Source organism: Streptomyces sp. NPDC006691 (assembly GCF_042869955.1).
GTDB lineage: Bacteria > Actinomycetota > Actinomycetes > Streptomycetales > Streptomycetaceae > Streptomyces.
In genome coordinates, this window is the sequence record NZ_JBIAGW010000008.1 from 53,597 (window position 1) to 79,220 (window position 25,624).

General features: G+C 68.6%; 24 protein-coding genes. 9 read left to right on the plus strand and 15 right to left on the minus strand.

Going from position 1 to position 25,624, the window contains the following annotated elements; translation table 11 throughout:
- Positions 1 to 15: 15 nt before the first annotated feature.
- The 8 genes from nusG to ACFYNP_RS19435 all read left to right on the plus strand — a co-directional run bounded on the left by nusG (position 16) and on the right by ACFYNP_RS19435 (position 12,967).
- Positions 16 to 945, plus strand: a complete 930-nt coding sequence (gene nusG / locus ACFYNP_RS19400) for a transcription termination/antitermination protein NusG (protein ID WP_388786707.1) — start codon at positions 16 to 18, stop codon at positions 943 to 945.
- Positions 946 to 1,131: 186 nt separating this feature from the next.
- Positions 1,132 to 1,566 carry a 50S ribosomal protein L11 gene (gene rplK / locus ACFYNP_RS19405; protein ID WP_053731185.1) on the plus strand — a complete coding sequence of 145 codons (435 nt, stop codon included), beginning with the start codon at positions 1,132 to 1,134 and terminating at the stop codon, positions 1,564 to 1,566.
- A gap of 115 nt (positions 1,567 to 1,681) precedes the next feature.
- Positions 1,682 to 2,404 (plus strand): 50S ribosomal protein L1, encoded by a 723-nt coding sequence (gene rplA / locus ACFYNP_RS19410; protein WP_161244507.1) that lies wholly within the window; start codon positions 1,682 to 1,684, stop codon positions 2,402 to 2,404.
- A gap of 192 nt (positions 2,405 to 2,596) precedes the next feature.
- Positions 2,597 to 3,508: a DUF1396 domain-containing protein gene (locus ACFYNP_RS19415; RefSeq protein WP_388786709.1), complete on the plus strand. Its 912-nt coding sequence runs from the start codon at positions 2,597 to 2,599 to the stop codon at positions 3,506 to 3,508.
- 307 nt (positions 3,509 to 3,815) lie between these two features.
- A complete protein-coding gene (rplJ, locus tag ACFYNP_RS19420) occupies positions 3,816 to 4,346 on the plus strand; it encodes a 50S ribosomal protein L10 (protein ID WP_189963091.1) in 531 nt (176 codons plus the stop codon).
- 113 nt (positions 4,347 to 4,459) lie between these two features.
- Positions 4,460 to 4,843, plus strand: a complete 384-nt coding sequence (gene rplL, locus ACFYNP_RS19425; RefSeq protein ID WP_388786711.1) for a 50S ribosomal protein L7/L12 — start codon at positions 4,460 to 4,462, stop codon at positions 4,841 to 4,843.
- Between the two features lie 610 nt (positions 4,844 to 5,453).
- Complete coding sequence (gene rpoB, locus ACFYNP_RS19430) at positions 5,454 to 8,939, plus strand: DNA-directed RNA polymerase subunit beta (protein ID WP_345253808.1); 3,486 nt, start codon at positions 5,454 to 5,456, stop codon at positions 8,937 to 8,939.
- Positions 8,940 to 9,067: 128 nt separating this feature from the next.
- Positions 9,068 to 12,967, plus strand: a complete 3,900-nt coding sequence (locus ACFYNP_RS19435) for a DNA-directed RNA polymerase subunit beta' (protein WP_100578088.1) — start codon at positions 9,068 to 9,070, stop codon at positions 12,965 to 12,967.
- 74 nt (positions 12,968 to 13,041) lie between these two features.
- On the opposite strand, the gene ACFYNP_RS19440 is transcribed toward ACFYNP_RS19435, so the two are convergent.
- The 11 genes from ACFYNP_RS19440 to ACFYNP_RS19490 all read right to left on the minus strand — a co-directional run bounded on the left by ACFYNP_RS19440 (position 13,042) and on the right by ACFYNP_RS19490 (position 23,093).
- On the minus strand, positions 13,042 to 13,305 hold the full coding sequence (locus tag ACFYNP_RS19440) for a hypothetical protein (protein ID WP_100578089.1): 264 nt from the start codon (positions 13,303 to 13,305) through the stop codon (positions 13,042 to 13,044).
- Positions 13,292 to 13,534, minus strand: coding sequence for a hypothetical protein (locus ACFYNP_RS19445; RefSeq protein ID WP_388405554.1), 243 nt, complete (start codon positions 13,532 to 13,534; stop codon positions 13,292 to 13,294). Before ACFYNP_RS19445 ends, ACFYNP_RS19440 begins: the two co-directional genes overlap by 14 nt.
- Positions 13,535 to 13,627: 93 nt before the next feature.
- The gene (locus ACFYNP_RS19450; protein WP_388786715.1) at positions 13,628 to 14,521 is read right to left on the minus strand and encodes a peptidoglycan-binding protein; all 894 of its coding nucleotides are present in this window, start codon (positions 14,519 to 14,521) and stop codon (positions 13,628 to 13,630) included.
- An 82-nt stretch (positions 14,522 to 14,603) separates the two neighbouring features.
- Positions 14,604 to 16,055, minus strand: coding sequence for a phage tail protein (locus ACFYNP_RS19455; RefSeq protein WP_388786718.1), 1,452 nt, complete (start codon positions 16,053 to 16,055; stop codon positions 14,604 to 14,606).
- Between the two features lie 53 nt (positions 16,056 to 16,108).
- Entirely contained in the window at positions 16,109 to 16,822 is a 714-nt protein-coding gene (locus ACFYNP_RS19460; protein ID WP_388405561.1) for a hypothetical protein, read from the minus strand.
- A complete protein-coding gene (locus ACFYNP_RS19465; RefSeq protein ID WP_388786721.1) occupies positions 16,823 to 17,953 on the minus strand; it encodes a hypothetical protein in 1,131 nt (376 codons plus the stop codon).
- Positions 17,950 to 19,062, minus strand: a complete 1,113-nt coding sequence (locus tag ACFYNP_RS19470; RefSeq protein WP_388405566.1) for a hypothetical protein — start codon at positions 19,060 to 19,062, stop codon at positions 17,950 to 17,952. The genes ACFYNP_RS19465 and ACFYNP_RS19470 overlap by 4 nt, the downstream gene beginning before the upstream one ends.
- A 43-nt stretch (positions 19,063 to 19,105) precedes the next feature.
- Positions 19,106 to 20,167, minus strand: coding sequence for a phage distal tail protein (locus tag ACFYNP_RS19475; protein WP_388786723.1), 1,062 nt, complete (start codon positions 20,165 to 20,167; stop codon positions 19,106 to 19,108).
- A gap of 26 nt (positions 20,168 to 20,193) precedes the next feature.
- Positions 20,194 to 21,354: a hypothetical protein gene (locus ACFYNP_RS19480; RefSeq protein WP_388786726.1), complete on the minus strand. Its 1,161-nt coding sequence runs from the start codon at positions 21,352 to 21,354 to the stop codon at positions 20,194 to 20,196.
- A gap of 39 nt (positions 21,355 to 21,393) precedes the next feature.
- Positions 21,394 to 22,458, minus strand: a complete 1,065-nt coding sequence (locus tag ACFYNP_RS19485) for a phage tail protein (protein ID WP_388405573.1) — start codon at positions 22,456 to 22,458, stop codon at positions 21,394 to 21,396.
- Positions 22,459 to 22,502: 44 nt separating this feature from the next.
- A complete protein-coding gene (locus ACFYNP_RS19490) occupies positions 22,503 to 23,093 on the minus strand; it encodes a hypothetical protein (protein ID WP_388786732.1) in 591 nt (196 codons plus the stop codon).
- Positions 23,094 to 23,190: 97 nt separating this feature from the next.
- Here ACFYNP_RS19490 and ACFYNP_RS19495 point away from each other — a divergent pair, with 97 nt between their 5' ends.
- On the plus strand, positions 23,191 to 23,613 hold the full coding sequence (locus ACFYNP_RS19495; protein WP_388405577.1) for a DUF3592 domain-containing protein: 423 nt from the start codon (positions 23,191 to 23,193) through the stop codon (positions 23,611 to 23,613).
- Between the two features lie 12 nt (positions 23,614 to 23,625).
- Here ACFYNP_RS19495 and ACFYNP_RS19500 read toward each other — a convergent pair whose 3' ends face one another.
- From ACFYNP_RS19500 to ACFYNP_RS19515, 4 genes are all read right to left on the minus strand, one after another.
- A complete protein-coding gene (locus ACFYNP_RS19500) occupies positions 23,626 to 23,868 on the minus strand; it encodes a hypothetical protein (protein ID WP_388786734.1) in 243 nt (80 codons plus the stop codon).
- Between the two features lie 176 nt (positions 23,869 to 24,044).
- On the minus strand, positions 24,045 to 24,335 hold the full coding sequence (locus ACFYNP_RS19505; RefSeq protein ID WP_167157654.1) for a hypothetical protein: 291 nt from the start codon (positions 24,333 to 24,335) through the stop codon (positions 24,045 to 24,047).
- A 141-nt stretch (positions 24,336 to 24,476) separates the two neighbouring features.
- Entirely contained in the window at positions 24,477 to 25,052 is a 576-nt protein-coding gene (locus ACFYNP_RS19510; RefSeq protein ID WP_388405583.1) for a phage tail protein, read from the minus strand.
- A 106-nt stretch (positions 25,053 to 25,158) separates the two neighbouring features.
- The gene (locus ACFYNP_RS19515) at positions 25,159 to 25,566 is read right to left on the minus strand and encodes a hypothetical protein (protein ID WP_100578103.1); all 408 of its coding nucleotides are present in this window, start codon (positions 25,564 to 25,566) and stop codon (positions 25,159 to 25,161) included.
- Positions 25,567 to 25,624 lie beyond the last annotated feature (58 nt).

Below are 25,624 nucleotides of genomic sequence, written 5' to 3' on the forward strand. Positions count from 1 at the left end.
GAAGAAGCAGCCACCGTGTCTGACCCGAACCTGAACGACGCCTCCGAGTCGGTCGAGTCCGTCGAGGACGAGCTCAAGATCATCGAGGCGGCCGACGAGGACGAGGCCGAGGCTGCCGACGCCGCTGCGGGCGAAGCGGCCGAAGAGGCTGCCCTGCACGTCGACTCCGATGACGTCGAGGCCGAAGAGGCCGAGGCGTCCGACGTGACCGAGGACGCCGCCGACGAGGCCGAGGACGCCGACGAGGCCGAGGCTTCCGTCGAGGACGAGGACGCAGAGTCCGAGGAGTCCGCCGAGGACGAGGAGCCGGCGGAGCCCGCCGCCCCCGTCGACCCGGTCGAGGCCCTGCGCCAGGAGCTCCGCTTCCTGCCCGGCGAGTGGTACGTCATCCACACGTACGCCGGTTACGAGAAGCGCGTGAAGGCCAACCTCGAACAGCGTGCCGTCTCGCTGAACGTCGAGGAGTTCATCTACCAGGCCGAGGTCCCCGAAGAGGAGATCGTCCAGATCAAGAACGGCGAGCGCAAGAACGTCCGGCAGAACAAGCTGCCCGGTTACGTTCTCGTCCGCATGGATCTGACGAACGAGTCCTGGGGCGTCGTCCGCAACACCCCCGGTGTCACCGGCTTCGTGGGCAACGCGTACGACCCGTACCCGCTGACGCTCGACGAGATCGTCAAGATGCTCGCCCCCGAGGCCGAGGAGAAGGCCGCCCGTGAGGCCGCCGAGGCCGAGGGCAAGCCGGCTCCGCAGCGCAAGGTCGAGGTCCAGGTCCTGGACTTCGAGGTGGGTGACTCGGTCACCGTCACCGACGGCCCGTTCGCGACGCTCCAGGCGACCATCAACGAGATCAACGCCGACTCGAAGAAGGTCAAGGGCCTCGTCGAGATCTTCGGCCGCGAGACCCCGGTCGAGCTCAGCTTCGACCAGATCCAGAAGAACTGACGCCTTCCGGCAACCCGGAACGCTTTCTGGAACCAGCACTTCCGAGCAGGTCAGAGGAGCTCTCGCAGCCCCTCTGACCTGCTCGGTTTTTAGCCGCGCAGCTATACCCGTTATCGTTGTGCGGTATGCCTCCATCCGGTTGAACGGATGCAGGCAGTTCACTCTCACTAGGACCCGGAGAGAGCAATGCCTCCCAAGAAGAAGAAGGTCACGGGGCTTATCAAGCTCCAGATCAACGCCGGTGCGGCGAACCCGGCCCCGCCGGTCGGCCCCGCGCTCGGCCAGCACGGCGTCAACATCATGGAGTTCTGCAAGGCCTACAACGCCGCGACCGAGTCGCAGCGTGGCTGGGTGATCCCGGTGGAGATCACGGTCTACGAAGACCGCTCCTTCACCTTCATCACCAAGACGCCGCCGGCCGCGAAGATGATCCTCAAGGCCGCTGGTGTCGAGAAGGGCTCCGGCGAGCCCCACAAGACCAAGGTCGCGAAGATCACCGAGGCCCAGGTTCGCGAGATCGCCACGACGAAGCTCGCCGACCTGAACGCCAACGACCTCGACGCCGCGTCGAAGATCATCGCCGGCACCGCCCGTTCCATGGGCATCACGGTCGAGGGCTGATCTCAGCTCACCCCCGTTTGACCTCCAGTGGTAGGGCCAAGCGCTGGCCCGCACCACGACTCCATGCCCACCACGTGGCGTCAGCCGCATGGTGTTACTCCCTACAGGAGCTGAAGTGAAGCGCAGCAAGACTCTCCGCGCTGCGGACGCCAAGATCGACGCGGACAAGCTGTACGCGCCGCTTGAGGCGGTCCGTCTCGCCAAGGAGACCTCCACGACCAAGTTCGACGGCACCGTCGAGGTCGCCTTCCGCCTGGGTGTCGACCCGCGCAAGGCCGACCAGATGGTCCGTGGCACCGTGAACCTCCCGCACGGCACCGGTAAGACCGCCCGGGTCCTGGTCTTCGCGACCGGCGACCGTGCCGAGGCCGCGCTTGCCGCGGGCGCCGACATCGTCGGCTCCGACGAGCTCATCGACGAGGTTGCGAAGGGCCGTCTGGACTTCGACGCCGTCGTCGCCACCCCGGACCTCATGGGCAAGGTCGGCCGCCTCGGCCGCGTGCTCGGTCCCCGTGGTCTGATGCCGAACCCGAAGACCGGCACGGTCACCCCCGACGTCGCCAAGGCCGTCGAGGACATCAAGGGCGGCAAGATCGAGTTCCGCGTCGACAAGCACTCGAACCTGCACTTCATCATCGGCAAGGTGTCCTTCGACGACGCCAAGCTGGTGGAGAACTACGGTGCGGCTCTGGAGGAGATCCTCCGTCTGAAGCCGTCCGCCGCCAAGGGCCGGTACATCAAGAAGGCGACCATCACCACCACGATGGGCCCCGGTATCGCGCTCGACTCGAACCGCACCCGCAACCTCCTCGTCGAGGAGGACCCGGCCGCCGTCTGATCCCCAGGATCACCGGCAGTCGCGGGTTCGCGTACGGAGACGTACGCCGCGTACCGAGACCGGCCCCCGCACCTCTTCGGAGGGGCGGGGGCCGGTTTTTTCGTGTGCTTGTATCAGCGACAGCGGTTACGATCTATGAAGTTTGCCGAATCATTACGATATGCGGCATCAGTAGATCCTGGGGGGATCCACATGCGTCACATCCACCGCAACGCCGCTGCCGCCGTTCTGGCCGGTGTTCTGGTCACCGGCCTGGCGGCCTGTTCCGGCGACGGCAAGCCGGCCGCGAGCAAGTCCGCCGAGGGCGCCGAGGACCAGGCTGCCGGGAAGCCCGCCGAGGCGACGTTCGCGGCGGCGGTGAAGCGCGCGGCCGCCAAGAACAGCAAGCTGACGTCGCTCTCGTACACGATCAGCGGGAAGACGCCGGAGGCCGGCGTCATCGATGCGACCGCGTCGATGTCCATGAAGCCGCTGGCGATGCAGATGAAGGCCAAGGGGGGCGCCGGCGGCGAGACCGGCGAGTTCGAGATCCGCCTCGTCAACAACGCCATGTACATGAGCGGCGGTGAGGCGGTGGACGGCAAGTCCTGGATCAAGTTCGACCTGTCCGCCCTGGGCAACAAGGCCGGCGGCAACCCGCTGGGCGCCCTCGGCAACCAGGCGGACAAGAACCCGGCCGAGGAGTCCGGCAGCCTGACGGCCGCCAAGGACCTCAAGAAGATCGGCGAGGAGACCGTCGACGGCGTGAAGGCCACGCACTACGCGGGCACGATCACCCTCGACCAGCTGCGCGACAGCCTCCAGGGCAAGGACGCCGCCGCCAAGGAGCGCGGGGAGAAGTCTCTGAAGCAGTACGAGCAGTGGGGCATCAGCACGCTCCAGATGGACATGTGGATCGACGGGCAGGACCACACCAAGCAGTTCCGGACGCAGGGCGCGAGCGTCAAGGGCCCGCTGGACATGACCGTCAAGTTCCTGGACTACAACAAGCCGGTCACCGTGCAGGCGCCGCCGGCGGACCAGGTCGCCGACCTCGCCGAGATGATGAAGGGCGCCACCGCCGGAGCCACCGCGGGCGCCACCGCCGGGGCCGGCGCCGCCTGACAGCGGACGGCTCCGGGCGTCGGGCGCCGGGTCCGTACGGACGGATTTGCTTGACACGGACGACGTAACGTACGCTCTCCCAGAAGCCAAAGACCGCTGGTCGTTGCCGTGCCTTCATTCGAGGGGGCGGTGGCCGAAGGATCCGCTGAATGCGGACGACCCGCGCAGGTGACCGTGGAAAGTTCCCGGATGTTCCTCTTCTGAGTGCAGCTGGTTGAGCTACGCCCCGTGCGCCTGCGCCGGGGCGTTTCGTTTTGTTCAGCCCCTTCTGAGCGGTCCTCATCACCCGGAAGGAGGCCGACGCTCTATGGCAAGGCCCGACAAGGCTGCCGCGGTAGCCGAGCTCGCGGACCAGTTCCGCAGCTCGAACGCCGCCGTGCTGACCGAGTACCGGGGTCTCACCGTGGCGCAGCTCAAGACGCTGCGTCGTTCGCTCGGTGAGAACGCCCAGTACGCCGTGGTGAAGAACACGCTGACCAAGATTGCGGCCAACGAGGCCGGGATCACTTCGCTCGACGACCAGTTCAACGGTCCGACGGCGGTTGCCTTCATCACCGGTGACCCGGTGGAGTCGGCGAAGGGTCTTCGTGACTTCGCCAAGGAGAACCCGAACCTGATCATCAAGGGCGGTGTCCTTGATGGCAAGGCGCTGTCCGCCGATGAGATCAAGAAGCTTGCGGACCTTGAGTCCCGCGAGGTTCTGCTCAGCAAGCTGGCCGGCGCGTTCAAGGGCAAGCAGTCGCAGGCTGCCTCGCTCTTCCAGGCGCTGCCGTCGAAGTTCGTCCGCACTGCGGAAGCGCTTCGCGTCAAGCTCGCCGAGCAGGGCGGTGCCGAGTAACTCGGCTCGCGCAATGATCGCCGCCCGCTAGGGCGACGGTCGCAGCGGGCCGAACGTACGCCCGCCTACATGTACATCCGGCACCCGCCGAATTAGTGGAAGGATCGCCCATCATGGCGAAGCTCAGCCAGGAAGACCTGCTCGCTCAGTTCGAGGACATGACCCTCATCGAGCTCTCCGAGTTCGTGAAGGCCTTCGAGGAGAAGTTCGACGTCACCGCCGCCGCGGCCGTCGCCGTTGCCGGTCCGGCCCAGGGTGGCCCCGCCGCCGAGGTCGCCGAGGAGCAGGACGAGTTCGACGTCATCCTCACCGGTGCCGGCGACAAGAAGATCCAGGTCATCAAGGTCGTGCGCGAGCTGACCTCCCTGGGTCTGAAGGAGGCCAAGGACCTCGTCGACGGCGCTCCGAAGCCCGTCCTGGAGAAGGTCGCCAAGGAGGCCGCCGAGAAGGCTGCCGAGTCCCTCAAGGGCGCCGGCGCTTCCGTCGAGGTCAAGTAACACCTCGCGGGTCCCACGGGCCCGCACCGTCCGGCAGGCGCGCCCGCGCGCCGCTGGGCACCGTCAAGGGCGATCACCCATCCGGGTGGTCGCCCTTCGGCGTACCCGCGCCGTGCGCCTTGCACGGGGTCGCTCGGGGAGTATGGTGATCTTCGCCGTCTGCTCGGCGAGGACGCAGGCGTAGCCCCGTAACGGCTCCCGCGGCGATCTCCGGGGAGCGGAGGGGTCTTGACGAACCGCACGCAGCGCGCAATTCTCAGGACGCGTCGTCACAACGATCCGGATCCGAGGCATGGATCGACGGCGAAGAGGGCAGTACTAATCTGCGTCTGCGCGGCGCACGGCTGACCGAGGTACCGAGGTACTTGAGAAGAGCAATGCGGGTCTCTGAAAATCCGCCCTGGACATCAGTGTGCCGAGTGGCTACACTGTCCCTTTGCGCTGCCTGTTAGCTGTCCCCTGCCCGTCACCAGGGGCATGCCCTCGCTTGAGCACCTCGGATTGAACCGCCCTGAACTGGCCTTCCCGGCCGAATCGGAAACGTCTCTCTCTGTGCCCACGTGGGACCGGTACGCGCGTAGTGAGTCCGAGCCCTCGGAAGGACCCCCTCTTGGCCGCCTCGCGCAACGCCTCGACCGCCAATACGAACAACGGCGCCAGCACCGCCCCGCTGCGCATCTCTTTTGCAAAGATCAAGGAGCCGCTTGAGGTTCCGAACCTTCTTGCGCTGCAGACCGAGAGCTTTGACTGGCTGCTCGGCAATGCCGCTTGGAAGTCTCGGGTCGAGGCCGCTCTTGAGAGTGGGCAGGACGTCCCCACCAAGTCCGGTCTGGAGGAGATCTTCGAAGAGATCTCCCCGATCGAGGACTTCTCCGGGTCGATGTCCCTGACCTTCCGCGACCACCGCTTCGAGCCGCCGAAGAACTCGATCGACGAGTGCAAGGAGCGCGACTTCACGTTCGCGGCCCCGCTCTTCGTCACCGCCGAGTTCACCAACAACGAGACCGGCGAGATCAAGTCCCAGACGGTCTTCATGGGCGACTTCCCGCTCATGACCAACAAGGGCACCTTCGTCATCAACGGCACCGAGCGTGTCGTCGTGTCGCAGCTGGTCCGCTCGCCGGGTGTCTACTTCGACTCCAACATCGACAAGACGTCCGACAAGGACATCTTCACGGCCAAGATCATCCCGTCCCGGGGTGCCTGGCTGGAGATGGAGATCGACAAGCGCGACATGGTCGGTGTCCGCATCGACCGCAAGCGCAAGCAGTCCGTCACCGTCCTCCTCAAGGCTCTCGGTTGGACCACCGAGCAGATCCTGGAGGAGTTCGGCGAGTACGAGTCCATGCGTGCCACCCTGGAGAAGGACCACACCCAGGGCCAGGACGACGCGCTGCTCGACATCTACCGCAAGCTGCGTCCGGGCGAGCCGCCGACGCGCGAGGCCGCTCAGACGCTGCTTGAGAACCTCTACTTCAACCCGAAGCGTTACGACCTCGCCAAGGTCGGCCGCTACAAGGTGAACAAGAAGCTCGGCGCGGACGAGCCGCTGGACGCCGGCGTGCTCACCACCGACGACGTCATCGCGACCATCAAGTACCTGGTCAAGCTGCACGCCGGTGAGACCGAGACGGTCGGCGAGTCGGGTCGGAACATCGTCGTCGAGACCGACGACATCGACCACTTCGGCAACCGTCGTCTGCGCAACGTCGGCGAGCTCATCCAGAACCAGGTCCGTACGGGTCTGGCTCGTATGGAGCGCGTCGTGCGTGAGCGCATGACGACCCAGGACGTCGAGGCGATCACGCCGCAGACCCTGATCAACATCCGGCCGGTCGTCGCCTCCATCAAGGAGTTCTTCGGCACCAGCCAGCTGTCGCAGTTCATGGACCAGAACAACCCGCTGTCGGGTCTCACCCACAAGCGCCGTCTGTCGGCGCTTGGCCCGGGTGGTCTCTCCCGTGAGCGGGCCGGCTTCGAGGTCCGTGACGTGCACCCGTCCCACTACGGCCGCATGTGCCCGATCGAGACGCCCGAAGGCCCGAACATCGGCCTGATCGGTTCGCTCGCCTCGTACGGCCGCGTCAACGCGTTCGGCTTCATCGAGACGCCGTACCGCAAGGTCGTCGACGGCCAGGTCACCGACGAGGTCGACTACGTCACCGCCGACGAGGAGGACCGCTTCGTCATCGCGCAGGCCAACGCCGCGCTCAGCGACGAGATGCGGTTCACCGAGCCGCGCGTCCTCGTTCGCCGCCGTGGTGGCGAGGTCGACTACGTGCCCGGCACCGAGGTCGACTACATGGACGTCTCGCCGCGACAGATGGTGTCGGTCGCGACCGCCATGATCCCGTTCCTTGAGCACGACGACGCCAACCGTGCCCTCATGGGCGCGAACATGATGCGTCAGGCCGTGCCGCTGATCACGTCCGAGGCGCCGCTCGTCGGCACCGGCATGGAGTACCGCTGCGCGGTCGACGCCGGTGACGTCATCAAGGCGGAGAAGGCGGGTGTCGTCCAGGAGGTCTCCGCGGACTACATCACCGTCGCCAACGACGACGGCACGTACACCACGTACCGGATCGCCAAGTTCTCCCGCTCCAACCAGGGCACCTCGGTCAACCAGAAGGTTGTCGTGGACGAGGGCGCCCGCGTGATCGAGGGCCAGGTCTTGGCCGACGGTCCCGCCACCCAGCAGGGTGAGATGGCGCTGGGCAAGAACCTGCTCGTGGCGTTCATGCCGTGGGAGGGTCACAACTACGAGGACGCGATCATCCTGTCGCAGCGCCTCGTGCAGGACGACGTCCTCTCCTCGATCCACATCGAGGAGCACGAGGTCGACGCCCGTGACACCAAGCTCGGCCCGGAGGAGATCACCCGGGACATCCCGAACGTCTCCGAGGAGGTCCTCGCCGACCTCGACGAGCGCGGCATCATCCGTATCGGTGCCGAGGTCGTCGCCGGCGACATCCTCGTCGGCAAGGTCACGCCCAAGGGTGAGACCGAGCTGACGCCGGAGGAGCGCCTGCTGCGCGCGATCTTCGGTGAGAAGGCCCGCGAGGTGCGTGACACCTCGCTGAAGGTGCCGCACGGCGAGACCGGCAAGGTCATCGGCGTCCGCGTCTTCGACCGTGAAGAGGGCGACGAGCTGCCGCCGGGCGTGAACCAGCTGGTTCGGGTCTACGTGGCGCAGAAGCGCAAGATCACGGACGGCGACAAGCTGGCCGGCCGTCACGGCAACAAGGGCGTCATCTCGAAGATCCTTCCGATCGAGGACATGCCGTTCCTTGAGGACGGGACTCCGGTCGACATCATCCTCAACCCGCTCGGTGTGCCGTCCCGAATGAACCCGGGACAGGTGCTGGAGATCCACCTCGGCTGGCTCGCCAGCCGCGGCTGGGACGTCTCCGGTCTGGCCGACGACTGGGCCCAGCGTCTCCAGGTCATCGGCGCCGACCAGGTCGCCGCCGGTACCAACGTCGCCACCCCGGTCTTCGACGGTGCCCGCGAGGACGAGATCACCGGCCTCTTCCAGGCCACGATCCCGAACCGCGACGGGGACCGGCTCGTCCAGCCCTCGGGCAAGGCGAACCTGTTCGACGGCCGCTCCGGCGAGCCGTTCCCGGACCCGATCTCGGTCGGGTACATGTACATCCTGAAGCTGCACCACCTGGTCGACGACAAGCTGCACGCGCGCTCGACCGGTCCGTACTCGATGATCACCCAGCAGCCGCTGGGTGGTAAGGCCCAGTTCGGTGGCCAGCGCTTCGGTGAGATGGAGGTGTGGGCGCTGGAGGCTTATGGCGCCGCGTACGCACTCCAGGAGCTGCTGACCATCAAGTCCGACGACGTGACCGGCCGTGTGAAGGTCTACGAGGCCATCGTCAAGGGCGAGAACATTCCCGAGCCCGGCATTCCCGAGTCCTTCAAGGTGCTCATCAAGGAAATGCAGTCGCTCTGCCTCAACGTGGAGGTGCTGTCCTCGGACGGCATGTCCATCGAGATGCGCGACACGGACGAGGACGTCTTCCGCGCTGCGGAGGAGCTCGGTATCGACCTGTCCCGGCGCGAGCCGAGCAGCGTCGAAGAGGTCTGACGGGTCTGGTGGGGGCTCGCCAAGAGCCCCCGCCTCCCCCTGGGCCCTCAGGGCCTGGGAGGGACCCCCATCCGGACCCCCCTCAGACCATCTTGAAGAATCGACCCCGAAAGAGGGATTGACGACAAGTGCTCGACGTCAACTTCTTCGACGAGCTGCGGATCGGCCTCGCCACCGCTGACGACATTCGTCAGTGGTCCCACGGTGAGGTCAAGAAGCCGGAGACCATCAACTACCGCACCCTCAAGCCCGAGAAGGACGGACTCTTCTGCGAGAAGATCTTCGGTCCTACCCGGGACTGGGAGTGCTACTGCGGCAAGTACAAGCGTGTCCGCTTCAAGGGCATCATCTGTGAGCGCTGTGGCGTAGAGGTCACGCGTGCCAAGGTGCGCCGCGAGCGGATGGGCCACATCGAGCTTGCCGCTCCCGTGACCCACATCTGGTACTTCAAGGGCGTTCCGTCGCGCCTTGGCTACCTGCTCGACCTCGCGCCGAAGGACCTTGAGAAGGTCATCTACTTCGCCGCGTACATGATCACGTTCGTGGACGAGGAGCGCCGTACGCGCGACCTGCCGTCGCTGGAGGCGCACGTCTCCGTCGAGCGTCAGCAGATCGAGAACCGTCGCGACTCGGACCTCGAAGCCCGCGCCAAGAAGCTTGAGACGGACCTCGCCGAGCTTGAGGCCGAGGGTGCCAAGGCCGACGTGCGCCGCAAGGTGCGCGAGGGTGCCGAGCGCGAGATGAAGCAGCTGCGTGACCGTTCGCAGCGCGAGATCGACCGTCTCGACGAGGTGTGGAGCCGCTTCAAGAACCTCAAGGTCCAGGACCTTGAGGGCGACGAGCTGCTCTACCGCGAGCTGCGTGACCGTTTCGGCACGTACTTCGACGGCTCGATGGGTGCCGCTGCCCTGCAGAAGCGCCTGGAGACCTTCGACCTCGACGAGGAGGCCGAGCGCCTCCGCGAGATCATCCGCACCGGCAAGGGCCAGAAGAAGACCCGTGCGCTCAAGCGCCTCAAGGTCGTCTCCGCGTTCCTGCAGACCAGCAACAGCCCCAAGGGCATGGTGCTCGACTGCGTGCCGGTCATCCCGCCGGACCTGCGTCCGATGGTGCAGCTGGACGGTGGCCGCTTCGCGACCTCCGACCTGAACGACCTGTACCGCCGCGTGATCAACCGCAACAACCGCCTCAAGCGACTCCTTGACCTCGGCGCCCCCGAGATCATCGTGAACAACGAGAAGCGCATGCTTCAGGAGGCCGTCGACGCGCTCTTCGACAACGGCCGTCGTGGTCGCCCGGTCACGGGCCCCGGCAACCGTCCGCTGAAGTCGCTGTCCGACATGCTCAAGGGCAAGCAGGGTCGATTCCGTCAGAACCTGCTCGGCAAGCGCGTGGACTACTCCGCGCGTTCCGTCATCGTCGTCGGTCCGCAGCTGAAGCTGCACCAGTGCGGTCTGCCCAAGGCCATGGCACTGGAGCTCTTCAAGCCGTTCGTGATGAAGCGCCTGGTCGACCTGAACCACGCGCAGAACATCAAGAGCGCCAAGCGGATGGTCGAGCGCGGCCGCACGGTCGTGTACGACGTCCTCGAAGAGGTCATCGCCGAGCACCCGGTTCTGCTGAACCGTGCGCCCACGCTGCACCGCCTCGGCATCCAGGCCTTCGAGCCCCAGCTGGTCGAGGGCAAGGCCATCCAGATCCACCCGCTCGTCTGCACCGCGTTCAACGCGGACTTCGACGGTGACCAGATGGCCGTCCACCTGCCGCTCTCCGCGGAGGCGCAGGCCGAGGCCCGCATCCTGATGCTGTCCTCGAACAACATCCTGAAGCCGGCCGACGGTCGTCCCGTCACCATGCCGACCCAGGACATGGTGCTCGGCCTCTTCTTCCTCACCACGGACGAAGAGGAGCGCGAGGTGAAGGGCGCGGGCCGCTCCTTCAACTCGACCGCCGAGGCGATCATGGCGTTCGACGCCCGGGAGCTCTCGCTCCAGGCGAAGGTCGACATCCGCTTCCCGATCGGCACCGTCCCGCCGCGCGGCTGGACCCCGCCGCTCGACGAGGACGGCGAGACGACCTGGCAGCAGGGCGACTCGTTCCGTCTGCGGACGTCCCTGGGCCGTGCGCTCTTCAACGAGCTGCTGCCCGAGGACTACCCGTTCGTCGACTACTCGGTGGGCAAGAAGCAGCTCTCCGAGATCGTCAACGACCTCGCCGAGCGCTACCCCAAGGTCATCGTGGCGGCGACGCTCGACAACCTGAAGGCGGCCGGCTTCTTCTGGGCGACCCGTTCCGGTGTCACCGTGGCCATCTCCGACGTCGTGGTCCCCGAGGCCAAGAAGGCGATCGTCGCGGGCTACGAGGCGCAGGACGAGAAGGTCCAGAAGCAGTACGAGCGCGGTCTGATCACCAAGGACGAGCGCACGCAGGAGCTCATCGCGATCTGGACCAAGGCGACCAACGAGGTTGCCGAGGCGATGAACGCGAACTTCCCCAAGACGAACCCCATCTTCATGATGGTTGACTCGGGTGCCCGAGGAAACATGATGCAGATGCGTCAGATCGCCGGTATGCGTGGTCTGGTGTCGAACGCGAAGAACGAGACCATCCCGCGTCCGATCAAGGCCTCGTTCCGCGAGGGCCTGACCGTGCTTGAGTACTTCATCTCGACCCACGGTGCCCGTAAGGGTCTCGCCGACACCGCCCTGCGTACCGCCGACTCGGGTTACCTGACCCGTCGTCTGGTGGACGTCTCGCAGGACGTCATCATCCGCGAGGAGGACTGCGGCACCGACCGCGGCCTCAAGCTCAAGATCGCGGAGCGGGGCGCCGACGGCGTGCTGCGCAAGACCGAGGACGTCGAGACCTCCGTCTACGCCCGCATGCTCGCCGAGGACGTCGTCGTCGACGGCAAGGTCATCGCGCCGGCCAACGTGGACCTCGGTGACGTGCTCATCGACGCCCTCGTGGGTGCGGGTGTCGAGGAGGTCAAGACCCGCTCGGTCCTGACCTGTGAGTCCGCGGTCGGCACCTGTGCCTTCTGCTACGGACGCTCGCTCGCCACCGGCAAGCTGGTCGACATCGGTGAGGCGGTCGGCATCATCGCCGCCCAGTCCATCGGTGAGCCCGGCACCCAGCTGACGATGCGTACCTTCCACACCGGTGGTGTGGCCGGTGACGACATCACGCAGGGTCTGCCGCGTGTCGTCGAGCTCTTCGAGGCCCGTACGCCCAAGGGTGTCGCGCCGATCTCGGAGGCCAAGGGCCGCGTCCGGATCGAGGAGACCGAGAAGACCAAGAAGATCGTCGTCACCCCGGACGACGGCAGCGAGGAGACGGCGTTCCCGATCTCCAAGCGTGCCCGTCTGCTGGTCGGCGAGGGCGACGCGGTCGAGGTGGGCCAGAAGCTCACCGTCGGTGCCACCAACCCGCACGACGTGCTGCGGATCCTCGGTCAGCGTGCGGTCCAGGTCCACCTGGTCGGCGAAGTCCAGAAGGTCTACAACTCGCAGGGCGTGTCGATCCACGACAAGCACATCGAGATCATCATCCGGCAGATGCTGCGCCGCGTGACGATCATCGAGTCCGGCGACGCGGAGCTGCTGCCGGGCGAGCTCGTCGAGCGCTCGAAGTTCGAGACCGAGAACCGTCGTGTGGTCACGGAAGGCGGCCACCCGGCCTCCGGCCGTCCGCAGCTGATGGGTATCACCAAGGCCTCGCTGGCGACGGAATCCTGGCTGTCGGCCGCCTCCTTCCAGGAGACGACCCGAGTCCTGACGGATGCGGCGATCAACGCCAAGTCCGACAGCCTCATCGGCCTCAAGGAGAACGTCATCATCGGTAAGCTCATCCCGGCCGGTACGGGTCTGTCCCGCTACCGCAACATCCGGGTCGAGCCCACCGAAGAGGCCAAGGCCGCGATGTACTCGGCCGTCGGCTACGACGACATCGACTACTCGCCGTTCGGCACCGGCTCCGGCCAGGCCGTTCCGCTGGAGGACTACGACTACGGTCCGTACAACCAGTAAGGCGTACGTCTGACGTACTGAAGGGCGCCCGTTCCGCTTCGGCGGGGTGGGCGCCCTTCGGGTTTTCCGGCCGCTCAGCGGGCGGCCAGCTGCCACAGCCCGAGCGCGGTGCCGGTCACCGCGGTGAGCGCGGCGATGCTCGCCACCGGCCAGCGGGTCCGCTCCAGGGCGTCCAGGCGGCTCTCGTGGTCGGCGAGCTGGCGGTCGGTCTGGTCGCTGCGCTGTACGAGCAGGGCCAGCGCCCCGTCGACCCGGGCGAACCCGGCCTCCAGGGTGCCGCGCAGCCGCTCCAGCTCCAGGGCGACCGGCACCGGGTCGCTCCGGTCAGGCTCGGTCATCGGCGGCACCCACGGGCTGGGTCCCGGTGCGCAGCCAGCCGGGCAGCAGGCGCTGGACGGCGGGCAGTGCCATGACCCGGGCGAGCCCGCCGGCCACGGCCAGGGCCCCGGCGACCCAGGGGAGGCTGGCAGGGACGCCGGAGGCGTCCACGACGGCGGGCAGCGCGAGGGCGAGGCCGACGGCCGTCTGGAGGACGGTGCGCAGGGCGCTCTTGGCGGCTTCGGACATGAGGGGCTTCTTTCTTCGGTACGGGGGATTTCTTCGGTACGGGGGAGCGGCCCCGGCAGCGGCGTACCGCTCCCGGGGCCGTGCGGCGGGAGGTCAGGCGGTGAACGGGACCTTCAGGGCGTCCCAGGAGGTGCGGCCCGGCACACCGTCGGCGTCGGTGCCGTCGAAGCCGAGCCGGCGCTGCCACTCGGCGTACGAGGCACGGTCGGTGTCGGTCCAGCGCGGCCCCGGGCCTTCCGCGTACGCCGAGCAGCCCTCGGCCACGAGCCGGCGGCCCATCGCGGTGACGACCGGCGAATCGCGGCCCACCGTGAAGAATCCGGCGCCGGGGAACGGCTGGTAGCGCTGCGGGACGGGACGTGCGGCCGGCTTTCCGGTGAGCCGGGCGGCGATGCGCGAGCGCAGCTCCGCCATGGCGAAGCCGCGCGGGTCGCTCTTCCAGTCCGACCACTCCAGGTGGCCGATCACGCTCTTCGCGGACCAGCCGTGGGCCCGGCACAGCGCCGCCGAGACCCGCTCGATCGCGTCGAGCTGGGCGTCGGGCCAGGGGTCGGCGCCGTCACCGAGGTTGACGCACTCGAAGCCGTAGAAACGGGCGTTCCCGTCGACCGCGCCGGAGCTGCCCTCGTGCTGGTGGGTGGCCGGCGGCCGGTCGCCGTAGTTCTCGGCGATCACGGCGTTCAGGACCGCCGGGTCGCCGCCGCCCGCGTGGTTGGCCCGGCCGTTGCCGACCAGGTGGACGGTGCCGTCCTTGGCGATGACGCCGTGGCACAGCGGGCCGGGCAGCTCGTCGTAGCCGTCGTAGCACAGGCGGACGGAGGCGTCGGTGCCACTGCTCACGGTGTGGTGGACGATCACACCGTTGACCGGGCCCCAGGCGCCCTTGTGGTTGCGGTTGTGGTCGCGCCAGCCGTCGGCCTCGACGACGGAGACGCCTTCGGCGCGCAGCGCGGCCACAAAGGCCGCCGCGGACAGGGGAGTTGACATGGGCTTCCCATCGATGGGGGTGGACGAAAGCCCCCCGGGCCGGGGGCGCGGGGGGCTTTCGGAGGGGGCGGGGCGGGGCGGGTCAGGCGACGGCGGCCCAGAGGGAGTTGGTGTCGTTGACGATGGTCTTGGGGGCGAAGCTGGTCGGCAGGGTGGCCTGGCCCGTCGCGGGCAGCCGGCCGTAGCGGGCGAAGGCGCCCGGCATCCGGGCGGAGCCGGCCGGGCGGTCGCCCGCTCCGGCGCCCATCGCGAACGCGGGGCCCTTGCCGGGCTCGGTGGGGCCGTTGATCAGGAGCGCCACCCAGTAGCTGCCGGCGGCGGCGTCGTAGGCCTTGGTGAGCGGGCAGATCGCGGTGGCGCCGTCCTTGATGACGTCCTTGAGCGAGCCGGTCACCCCGACCCGGTTCCCGTTCGCGTCGTAGAGGCCCGCGTACGTCGCCTCGCTGAGGGTGCCGCCCACATAGCCGGTGCAGTAGAAGGCGATGTTGCCGATGGTGGCCGGGGTGTTGAGGCGGATGCCCATCAGATAGACGGAGCCCGCGCCGCAGTACTGCGAGCGGGTGCCCGAGGTCCCCGCCGGGTCGAAGCCCCAGGCCTTGAAGCCGAGGTCGCCGGGGGCCCAGCTGCCGGGGGTGGCGACGGCGTCCACGTAGTCCCGGCGCGTCAGATGGGCCGCGGCGGTGGGGGCCGCGCCGGACGAGGGCGCCGAGGTGAAGGTCTTGGCGCCGTCGACGCTCTGCGCCCCGCTCAGCAGGACCGTCGAGCCGAGCGGCGCTGCGCCCACCGCGGCGGCGTCCAGGACGACCTTGCCGGTGCGGTCGTTGACGGACTGGACGGGGATGCCCTCGGGGCGCACGTACCGCAGATCGCCGGCCGCCTGGTCGAGCGCGTTGACGTCGGCCGCGCTCAGCACGACCACGCCCTTCTTTCCGTTGACGGACGACACCGGGTCGACCGTGCCCGGCGGCAGCTGTGCCACGGGCACGCGCCCGGCCGCGTCGAGGGAGGCCACCCCGCCGGCGACGCCGACGGCGGCGGAGGCCACCGCCTTGACGTCGGCGGCGGCGAGCACGACGTCCGCGGTGTTCTTGCCGTTCACGGACCGTACGACGCCCGGGGCGCCCGCCGGACCGGCCGGACCAGCCGCACCGGCCGGTCCGGGCGGGCCCGGGACCGCGACGTACTGCGGTGCCTGCGGGTCGGCGGGCGCCAGGTCGGCCAGGTCGATCAGCGGCTGGGAGGCCGGCAGGACGATGTTGTACGTGCGGTTGGCCGGCAGCCCGGAGAGCTGTTCGGTGACGGTGTACTGCCAGTTGACCGGGTTCATACCCGGGCTGTCGGTGGCCGGCAGGACCGTGCTGATCCGGCCGTCCGCGTCCAGCGGGGCGACGATGGGGCCGCCGAGGATGACATCGCTCGCGGTGTGGGTGAGCAGGGTGGGCGCGCTGAAGGTGACCGTGCCGCTCAGCGGGAGGCCGGCCGGGGTGAGGTAGTGCGCGGTGACGGTCACCGTGGGAATCGTGGAGGGCAACACGGAGGAACTCCTCGAACTGGGGCTCAGGGAAAGGGAGTTGGGGCTGGCGTTGGTCAGGACTTGACGCCGTACAGCGCGCGGGGCGAACAGCGGACCGTGGCGCCGGGCTCGACGGCCCTGGCCTGCACGAGGAAGGTCACCGGGCTGTCGTAGGGGGCGCCGATCGGCGCGGTGAACTCCAGCGTCCCGGCGGCGCTCGGCCCCACCTGGACGCCGTTGACGAGCAGCCGCACCTCGCCGCCCCGCGTCGCCGCGACCAGGCAGTACAGGCTCGGGTGCTGGGCGATCGCATTGCCGTTGTAGAGGGTGGTCCACTCGGTGGCCGAGGTGGACTCCCAGTGGCCGGTGTCCTCGGGGGTGGGCAGCGGATACGGGATGTAGGGGCGGGCCAGACCCTCGCCGCCCAGGTCGTCGGCGAAGAGCGCGTTGCCCTTGCGGTCGAAGACCTTCACCGACTGGTTGGGCTGGAGATCGGGGGCGTCGGCGTGCACGGTGAGCGCCTTGGAACCGTCGTCGCGCCGCACGAAGAAGCCCTGCTGCTCCTCGCCGCCGGGCCGGGCCGGTGAGACCTGCCCGATGTAGAGGAGTTCGGCGCCCTTCTGCTCGTCGCGGTTGCGCACCGCGAGCTGCCCGCCGTCGCTGATGACGACGTTGCCGCCGCTGATCCGGTCCATGGCGGGCCGGGTGTTGGCGCTGCCCATCAGCGCGCGGACCTGGCGTTCCAGGGCGCGGATGCGGTCCAGGAGATCGGTGGGGATGGCGGCCATCTAGGCGTCCTCCGGTTCCAGATAGAGCTTCGCGGTCTCGCCCTTGCCGCGCCCGGGCGGCGTCACGGTGAGGCCGACGACCCGGTAGCGCCGGTCGGTGCCGCCCTGGTGCCAGCCGTCGCGGATGCGCAGCAGCACCGAGGCGCCGATGAGGGCGGGGGTGATGCGGCCGTCCACGCGGATGGTGACCTCGGGGATGACCTGCGGCCGCCGGGCGCGCGCCAGTTCGGCCCTGGCCAGGCCGTCCAGAACGGCCTGGTCGGACACGCCGCTGTGGTCCGAGGAGCCTTCGAGGCGGGGCCAGCCCGCGTCCAGGTCCTCGGCGGCGACGGCCGGGCTCGACATCTGGGGCAGCGAGGCCGCGGCACTGTTGTTGTTCGCGGTCTCGCCGCGGGCCAGCCACACATTGGCCTGCACGGTCGAATCCGTCGGCAGGCTGTAGGTGATCACGGGACCGGGCCGGTCCAGCACGATCGGCACGGAACCGGTGCTGATCCGGGGGTGGCCCAGCTGGAGCTTCTTGACCCGGGCGCCCGTCCCGGAGTCGCGGTAGCACTGGACGCGCCACTCGAATCCGTACTGGAGGGCGGCGAGCGCGTCGATGATCTCCCGCACCCGCGCCAGGTCGGTACGGGCGTAGGCGTGGCTGCCGAGCACGCCCGAGAGCTCGTCGTCCAGGACGATCCCGATGTCGCCGCCGGGCTGCTCCTGGACGTGCCGTACGAGCGCGCGCACGATCTCGAACTGGTCGGTGCCGGGGGCCGGGAAGGACAGGTCGCCGGAGAGGACGCGGTGATCGAGGTAGGAGTCGAAGGTGCCCGCCTGGATCTGCACGTCGAGCCGGCCGCGCTCGTCGCCGGCCGGGGTGCAGGTCCACAGGATGCCGCCCCACCAGATGTCGGCACCGCGCTCCAGCCAGACCGCGGTGCGGCCGGGCCGGAGCGCCTCGCGGGCCCGGGCCGCGAGCGCCGCGTCGGGCAGCGGCACGGTGGCGCGCAGCTGGCCGGGCTTGCCGATGAAGTCGTCGAACTCCACCTCGGTGAGCGGCAGCGCGTCGATGACCCGGTCGGTGCGCAGATCGCAGAACAGGGCGCGGTAGGTGACCTCGCCCGTCGGCGTCACGCGGTTCACGGGGCGACCTCGTAGGTGCCCCACACCTCGTACCAGCTGCCGGGCACCGGGGTCATCGGGTCGTCGGCGTCGACCCAGACGCCGGTGGGCTTGCCGTTGGCCTGGATGGTGGACCAGTTCCGGGCCACGCCGTTGGGGTGGTACGCGGTGCTGGTCTCGGCGCCGCCGTAGAAGTAGCCGCCGGGGTCGCCGCCGGTGCGGGCGCGGAAGTTGACGGTCAGACCGCGCGGGCCGGCCGGGCGGACCGGCAGCGACAGGTACCAGTTGCCGTTCTTGTTGGGGCCGCCCCAGTTGCTGGTGGAGCCGATGGTGACCGCCGCCTGGAAGTGCACCACCGGGCCGTCCTTGAGGTAGCGGCCCCACAGCGAGCCGTTGCCGAGCTTCGGCACCGGGGCGCCGGCGGTCGCCTGGCCCCAGGCCGGCGTGTAGTCCTGCCAGGTCGCCCGCGGCTCGGGGTAGGGCCGCCACTCCGTGCCGTTCCAGCGCTCCAGGCTGCCGCCGTTGTCGCGGTACTGGCCGGGGTAGGAGCCGCGGTAGGCGCCGCCGCCGGCGGGGATGATGCCGCCGACCGAGGCGGTGGGCCGGCGCAGGTCCTTCACGGCGGTCGTCCAGTCGATGCCGCCGCTGCCGGCCGAGGCGCCGGCCGGCACCCTGACCTCGGCGAGCGCCAGGGCCGCCTCCGGCACCCGGGGTGCCACGGGGGAGGCGGCGTACTCGCCCTGGACGACTTCGAGGACGGCCGCGGTCGTGCCCGCGTCGTCGTACACCCGCACCACGACGAGGTCGACGCGGGGCAGGCCCGGGTCGCCGTCCAGGAAGGTGAGGCTCGTGTACTCGGAGATGTAGACGGGGTAGGCGCCCGCGCCGGGGCGGCCCTGGACGACGGCCCGGCCGGGGGCGACCAGCGCGCTCATGCCCGCCTTGTCGCCGAAGACGTACAGGCCGGCCATGAGGTACTGGCCCTCGGGGGAGCCGGGGATCACGCCGCCGCGGGAGGCGAGCGGCCCGTCCGGAGCCATCGTGCCGATCGGGGCGAGCCGGGTGTCGAGCCGGGTCTGGCCGCCGCTGCCGTCGGTGCTGTTGAGCAGCCAGGCACTGCCGATGTTCATGCGATCTCCTAGGTGGTGTAAGGGAGTTGACGGGTGGGGCCGACTACCAGTGCGCGTTGCGCCAGGTGACCGCCGCCGACGGCTGGGGCCCCTGGGGGGCCGGGGCGGCCGAGCCGGCCTCGCAGCGGAAGGCGAACGTGCTCTGGCCCGGCTCCAGTTGGAAGAGCTGCTCGGGCGTGGACCAGGCCGAGGCCGTGTGGATGCGCGAGGCGGTGCCGTTGAGCAGCACGGTGCCCGCGCCGGTGTCGACGGTGAGCACGTCGGAGGCGGCGAGCGCGATGTCGTACTCCAGCCGCAGGCCGTCGCTGAGCCGGGTCAGGGACGGCTTGCGGACCGGGCCGCGGAACTCGATCACCGGGTTGGCGGGTGCGTCGCCGCTGTTGTACGCGGTGACGAGACCGGTGGAGCGGGCCGTGCCCCAGCCGAGCGGCCAGGCGAGACCGGGGGCGGGGTCGGGTGTCCCCGGCCCCGCGACGGGCGCGAGGACCGGTGCCGTACCGCTGCCCGGCCGGGTCTCCTCGTCGGGCTTCGGCGGGGGCTGGTTGGGGTCGGGCACCTGGGCGGGCGGCCGCTCCCAGGTCAGACCCGTCTCGGGCAGCGGCAGCCCGGTGCGGGCGGACAGCACGTCGAGGGAGAAGCGCCGCGGGTCGGCGCAGACCCATTGCAGGGCGGCCTTGGCGGCGCCCTGGGTGACGTACATGCGGTCGTGCGGGATGGACCGCTGGCTGATCCGGGCCCGCACGGCCAACGTCTCGCCGTGCAGCCGCACCGTCAGCCACTGTTCGCCGGAGTGCACCGAGGTCGCCGCCCGGAACCGCTGTGCCACGGCGGCCGCCTGTTCGCGCTGGTCGGGCAGCAGCCAGACGGAGGCGGTGACGGTACGGGCCTGCGACCACTGGGCGCCGGGCCAGGCGCCGTGCTGGTCGGGGCGCAGCACGTCGCCGCTGTCGAGGCCGGGCAGATCGGCCCAGCCGGTGAGCCCGCTGTCGGCGATCTCGTAGTCCGTGCCGGGCCCGAAAAGAAGTCCGGCCCACTGGATCTGCCCGTCGCGGGTGATCAGTGAGCCGGGGGGTTCGGTCGTGGTGGTCAACTGTGTTGGGGGCATGGGTGGTTGGCCCTCACCTTCTGGGGTTACGTCGTGTGCGCCAGGAAGAGCAGTTCCTCGGCGATGCCGTACGAGCCGCGGCCCTCCGGCTCGTGGTAGTGCTCGATGCGGGGGGTGCGGTGGCCGGTCCTGGCGGCGCGGGCCGCCCCGGCGGTGCGGGCGAGCAGCGCTTCGAGCCTGGACAGCGGCAGGACGACCTCGGCCTCGCCCGCCTCGGCGAGGATCACCGGGACGCCGCCGGTGCGGGGCGCGACGATGCCGCCCGCCGCGAGCATCGGAATCCTGTTGAGATCGACACCGAAGTGCTTGCCGAAGAAGTTGAAGCTGAGGCTGTTGAGCCCGTCGATGACCCAGTTGGCGAAGGCGATCAGCCCGTTGATCGGCCCCTTGATGACGCCGACGGCCATCTGGAAGCCGCTCTCCAGGAAGCCGCCCATGCCGCGCAGCGCCCGCTCCATCGCGGCGTTGACGGTACGGAACGCCCCCGGAAGGGAGGTGGTGACCCACTTCAGGGCCGGCCTGAGGACGTTCGCGAGGCCCTTCCAGAACCCGAGGACGACGGTCAGATAGCCGGTGACGACCGGAGCCACATACGTCAGGGCGGTCTCGATGAGCCCGCCGACGGTGGCGAACACCGTCTCCATGAGCTGCTGCCCGAGCTCCGAGTTCAGGGCGAACTCGATGAGCTGCTCGGCGAACGGGGCGAGCAGGGTGGCGACCAGGACCCACGGGTTGGCCTTCATGACCAGGTTCACCGCCGTCATCACCGCGCCGGCGATCTTCAGATTGCCGCCGAAGAGCGTGGCGGCCTTGCCGAGCGCGGTCGACCCCTTGCCCGCGATGCCGATGGACTTGGCGGAAAGGTCGGAGTTCCGCTTGAGGTTCTTGAGTTCGCGGGTGGCGCCCTGGGCGCCGGTCTTCACCTTCAGGACGCCGGTGTGCGCGCCGGGTGCCGCCCGCCCGAGCGCCTGCGCGGCCCGGCCGGCCGCGTCGGCACCGGTCGCGAACTGCTTGATGTCCTTGCCGGCCTGGGCGGTGGAGGCCCTGATCCGGTCGACAGCACGGGCCGCGCCGGTGATGCCGGCCGTGGCGCTCCCGGCGGCCCGGGCGGCCTGTCCCGCCGATCCGCCGAGGTTACGGAAGGCGCCGGCGGAGTTGGCGAGCGGATTGGGCTGGGCCGCGGCCATGGCGGTCCTCCCTTCGGGGACGTGGGGCCGTGTCCCCGCTCATCCGCGTGCCTTGGCGAGGAAGAGCAGGGCGCGGGCGGTGTCCTGGGGGTCGGTGCTCTGGGTGGCGTAGTAGTTCTCGATGTGGAACCCGTCGCCGTATCCGTTGAGCCCGGCCGGGACGGAGGCGGCGCGGGTGGCGGTGCGGCTCAGCAGCCGGTCGAGCCGGGACAGCGGCAGCACCGCCTCCGACTCGCCCGCCTCGGCCACGATCGCCGGCACGCCTCCGCTGCGCGGTGCGACGATGCCGCCCTCCGCCAGCATGGGGATGCGCGGGATGTTCACGCCGAAGGTCTTGCCGCCGACGAGGGGGACCCAGCCGGGGATCGAGACATGGATGCCGTTGAGGGCGCCGATGGCGGAGTTGATGAGCCCGATGACCAGGTTGAGCGGGGACTTCACCGCCGACAGGATCCCGTCGAACACCCCGCCCGCGAAGCGGGAGAGCCCGCCCCAGGCGCCGGACAGGGCGTCCCTGACGGTGTCGAACGCGCCGGGGATGAAGCTGGCGATCCACAGGGCGATGGGCAGGATCGCGCCCTTGATCCCGTTCCAGACGGACGAGATGATCTTTCCGGTGCTCTTCATCAGCGGGCCGATCGCCTTCATGACGGTGTCGACGACCTTGCCGATGACGTCGAAGGCGACCTTCATGATCTTCTGCATCGCCTTCGACTTGGTCGCCATGGCGACGACCTTCTCGATGAGCGGCGCGAAGAGTTCGAGCAGCATCCCGATGACGTTGCCCTTCATGGACTTGGTGAGCCCCTTGAACCCCCCGTCGGCCTTCTTGAGCCCGCCCTGCAGCTTCCCCATGGAAACCCCGCCGGCCCCGGCGTCCTTGCCGACCTTCCCGACGGACTTCGCCGCCTGGTCGGCGGCGGTCTTCATCCCCTTGAGCTCCTTGGCGGACTGCTGAGCGGCCCCCTTGATCCGCCCGACATTGGTGTTGGCCGCCCCGGCCTGCTTACCGAGCGATCCGGCGGAGCGGCCGGCGCCGTCGATTCCTGTCTTGAACCCTTTTAGCGAGCCGGAGGCTCGGGTCAGGGATTGGACTAGGGACATGGTTCATTCCAATTTCTGAGAATGGCAGAAACTTCTCACACCGTCTACCCCAGGGCGGCCGCAAGACTATTGAGGCGCCCCTCCAGCTCCTTGATTTGCTGTGCTGCGCCCTTGATGTTCTTGGGATTTCCTGTGGCGACATTGGACCCCCCCGCCACAGCGTTGACCCTGCCGCGTTGGCTATGGGCGCTTCGTTCGAGTCTGTCGATGCGCCTATGGGCTCTACCTACATCTTTGCGCAGATTTTCTGTCGCTGCCTGAACCTCCTGCGCCGCCTCACGCTTCGCCTCTTCCTTTTTCGCCTGACCTCTGGCTTTTTCTTTTTTGCCCTGGAGCTTATCCTTCGCTTTCTTCCAAAAATCTGTATCAGCTCTGATCCACGGCCATTCTTTTCGGGTCACCCCGAGGATGCTGACTCCTTTCTCGTCGACTTTGACTCCGGTCCAATCTATTTTGACGGGAGTGACGCCGAGGGCAACTCCGGCAAGGGCGACCTTCGTGTAGTCGAGGCCAACGCTCAGGCCGTTTATCTTCTGCTTTACCGTATCGCCGTCCTTCTGGCTAAACCAGAGGCGCGACAATTCGGTGATGTTTTTCGCGAGGTTTGAATTGCCAAAAATGGGTTCATCGGACATCGATTGATCCCTTCCGTTCGCTTCTCTGGTCACTCACTTCTGGGGTCATGTACAATCACGCCAATGTGTGCAGGAGCAACTAGCGCGGAGTAGTGCCGTGATATTTTTCGTCATAATCGTGAGTGGGATGCTCATGATTCCACTCGCTCTTTTTGTCTTACTTGACGTGATTCCGCAATTGCGGAACAGGAAACTACTGCGGACTGGCGTCCGCGTAGATGGAATGTGTGAATACGTTTCCTGGAGCCCAGACGCGCAGACTCTGCGAATCTCCTATGCGACCCCAGACGGAGTTGAGCGCGAGCACCACACGGACCCGGTCCACATGCCACGCACCCAAAAGGGTGATGTGATCGAGCTCTACTATGATCCGGTTCGGCCTGCGCGGGCGGTGCTGGCGGAGAAGGTAGAAGATCACGCTAAGGGGAGGATCCTGTCCGGGGTGCTCTTCTATCTCGAACTACTATTTCTGTTGCCGCAGATTTGCTGGGTTTACCTGGTCACCCAGATCCAATGGTGAGCAAGCGCGAGTTCAGGCGAAGAACCGGGCCAGATCGGCGGGAGCGGGCAGCGAGTCGGCCGGGGGAGAGCCGATGGTGCCGGATTCGTCATTCATCGAGGTGTCAGCCTGTGATCCGTCCGGCCGCGGTACCGCCTCCGGATAGTCCAGCGGATCCGCGTCCTCGCCCGAATTGATCGTCGCCGTCATCCAGTTGGCCACCGCGAGGTGGTCCACCGCGGCGGCGAGGAGGTGGGTGGAGGAGTCCCACTCCACCGCCTCGCCGTGCAGGTCGCGGTTGACCGCGCTGTCCCGCGGCAGGTGCTTGACCAGGACGGCGAGGCGGCGGGACGTCAGCGTGCCCCGGTGCCAGTCGAGGAGGTCGACGGCGTAGTGGCGCAGCAGGTCGGCTTCGAGAGCCTCGGCGTGTTCTTCGACGAACGCGTCGAGGCTCAGTCTTCCCCCAGGCCGAGCCCGGTCTCCTTGCCGTACGCCTCCAGGATCGCGGCGATGTCCTGCATCGTGATGTCGTGCTCCAGGAACTTCTTGAACTGCGCCTCGCCGAGCAGCAGTCCGAGCAGCCCGTCGACATCGCTGTCGTCGAGTTCGCGCAGGGCGCGTGCCGTGCGGTGGCCGATCTCGGTGGGGAGTTCGAAGGTGTCGCCGTCCAGCTGGAAGGACCAGGCGGCCCCGTGGGCCTCCAGGCGCTGGGCGCGGGCCGCGTTGACGTCGAATCCGGACATGGGTGCTGCTCCTCAGGTAGGAAGAAGAAAAGGGGGGCGCCGCCCCGGGGAGGGGAGGGCGGGGCGGCGCCGATTCAGGTGGTGCGGGGAGCGGGGCGGGGCCGACACGGCCGAAGCGCGTCAACTCCCGCCCCGGGTCGGCTACTTCGTGCCGAAGGACTTGTCCTTCATCAGCCACGTCGCCAGCGGGGCATCCGCCTTCGCGGCCATCGCGGTGAAGGTGACGCCCAGCTTCACGGCGCCCTTGCGGTTGAGGTCGACGTCGTCGGAGACGGTCACCAGGCCGCGCGGGACCACGAAGCGGTAGCGGACCTCGGCGCCGTCGGAGAACTCGACGCCGAGCGCGCGCTCGTCCTCGCCCTGGTCGCTGTGGATCTCGTACTTGTAGAGGTCCGAGTTCGGGGCGACCTCCCGGACCTCGCCGCCGCCGAAGAAGAACGGCAGCGTGTCCTCGTTGAGCTGGAGCATGCCGAACTTCAGGGTGAGCTCGCGCTCGGTGTAGATCGTGCGGGCCGGGGTCAGGGACTGCCAGGTGTCGATGTTGGCGGTCTTGCCCTTACGACCGAACTTCACGCCGTCGGTGCTGGTGTAACCCAGGTCGTGCCAGGCGGCGCCCCAATCGGTGGTGGTGTCCGCGGGGGCGTCGGTGCCGACCTTGGCGAGGAAGATGCGGCCGGTGCCGGCCACGCGGATCTCGCTCGGGTTCATTCCGGACATGTGATTCTCCTTGTTGGTGCGGGACTTGGCCCGTTTTGGGCATGGCCCGTTCGGGACATGCGAAAGGCCCCGCCGATTTCGGCAGGGCCTCGGTGGGGAGGGACGGTCAGGACGGGCGGAGCGACAGGCGCACCGTGGTGAGGTAGCGGTTGCCGGCCGGCCGGTTGTAGTCCGGCAGCCAGCGCACGGCCTCGGTCTCGACGGCATCGGTCACGACCGCCGTGCCGTAGGTGGTGCCGCGGAGCTGGAGGAGCGCGGCGCGGACCGAGAGGGACACGGTGTGTGCCGCCGTCTTGGTCGGGCCGTACACCTCCAACTCGACGAGCGGGGTGTCGAGATGGAGATCGTCGACCCAGGCGCCGCCGGTCCGGGAGACCAGCACCACCTGCTGCGTACCGTCGAAGCCGGCCGGCGGACGGTTGTCGACCGTCACCCCGGCCAGCTCCGGCCGGTACTTGAGGTGGTCGACGATCAGGCGCTCCACATCGGGGAACGTAAGCAGGGCCTCGCTCAACAGGGCCTCCTTTCGAAGGCTTAAGGCTCGAAGGATCGAAGACTTGGTGAGCCGAAGG

Excerpts from the sequence above, each read along its gene's own strand:
- rplJ (WP_189963091.1), top strand. The coding sequence starts at position 3,816 with ATGGCAAGGCCCGACAAGGCTGCCGCGGTAGCCGAGCTCGCGGACCAG.
- ACFYNP_RS19480 (WP_388786726.1), bottom strand. The coding sequence starts at position 21,354 with ATGGCCGCGGCCCAGCCCAATCCGCTCGCCAACTCCGCCGGCGCCTTC.
- ACFYNP_RS19475 (WP_388786723.1), bottom strand. The coding sequence starts at position 20,167 with ATGCCCCCAACACAGTTGACCACCACGACCGAACCCCCCGGCTCACTG.
- ACFYNP_RS19460 (WP_388405561.1), bottom strand. The coding sequence starts at position 16,822 with ATGGCCGCCATCCCCACCGATCTCCTGGACCGCATCCGCGCCCTGGAA.
- ACFYNP_RS19485 (WP_388405573.1), bottom strand. The coding sequence starts at position 22,458 with ATGTCCCTAGTCCAATCCCTGACCCGAGCCTCCGGCTCGCTAAAAGGG.
- ACFYNP_RS19510 (WP_388405583.1), bottom strand. The coding sequence starts at position 25,052 with ATGTCCGGAATGAACCCGAGCGAGATCCGCGTGGCCGGCACCGGCCGC.
- rplL (WP_388786711.1), top strand. The coding sequence starts at position 4,460 with ATGGCGAAGCTCAGCCAGGAAGACCTGCTCGCTCAGTTCGAGGACATG.
- ACFYNP_RS19490 (WP_388786732.1), bottom strand. The coding sequence starts at position 23,093 with ATGTCCGATGAACCCATTTTTGGCAATTCAAACCTCGCGAAAAACATC.
- ACFYNP_RS19450 (WP_388786715.1), bottom strand. The coding sequence starts at position 14,521 with ATGTCAACTCCCCTGTCCGCGGCGGCCTTTGTGGCCGCGCTGCGCGCC.
- ACFYNP_RS19415 (WP_388786709.1), top strand. The coding sequence starts at position 2,597 with ATGCGTCACATCCACCGCAACGCCGCTGCCGCCGTTCTGGCCGGTGTT.
- ACFYNP_RS19445 (WP_388405554.1), bottom strand. The coding sequence starts at position 13,534 with ATGTCCGAAGCCGCCAAGAGCGCCCTGCGCACCGTCCTCCAGACGGCC.
- ACFYNP_RS19440 (WP_100578089.1), bottom strand. The coding sequence starts at position 13,305 with ATGACCGAGCCTGACCGGAGCGACCCGGTGCCGGTCGCCCTGGAGCTG.
- ACFYNP_RS19470 (WP_388405566.1), bottom strand. The coding sequence starts at position 19,062 with ATGAACATCGGCAGTGCCTGGCTGCTCAACAGCACCGACGGCAGCGGC.
- rplK (WP_053731185.1), top strand. The coding sequence starts at position 1,132 with ATGCCTCCCAAGAAGAAGAAGGTCACGGGGCTTATCAAGCTCCAGATC.
- ACFYNP_RS19505 (WP_167157654.1), bottom strand. The coding sequence starts at position 24,335 with ATGTCCGGATTCGACGTCAACGCGGCCCGCGCCCAGCGCCTGGAGGCC.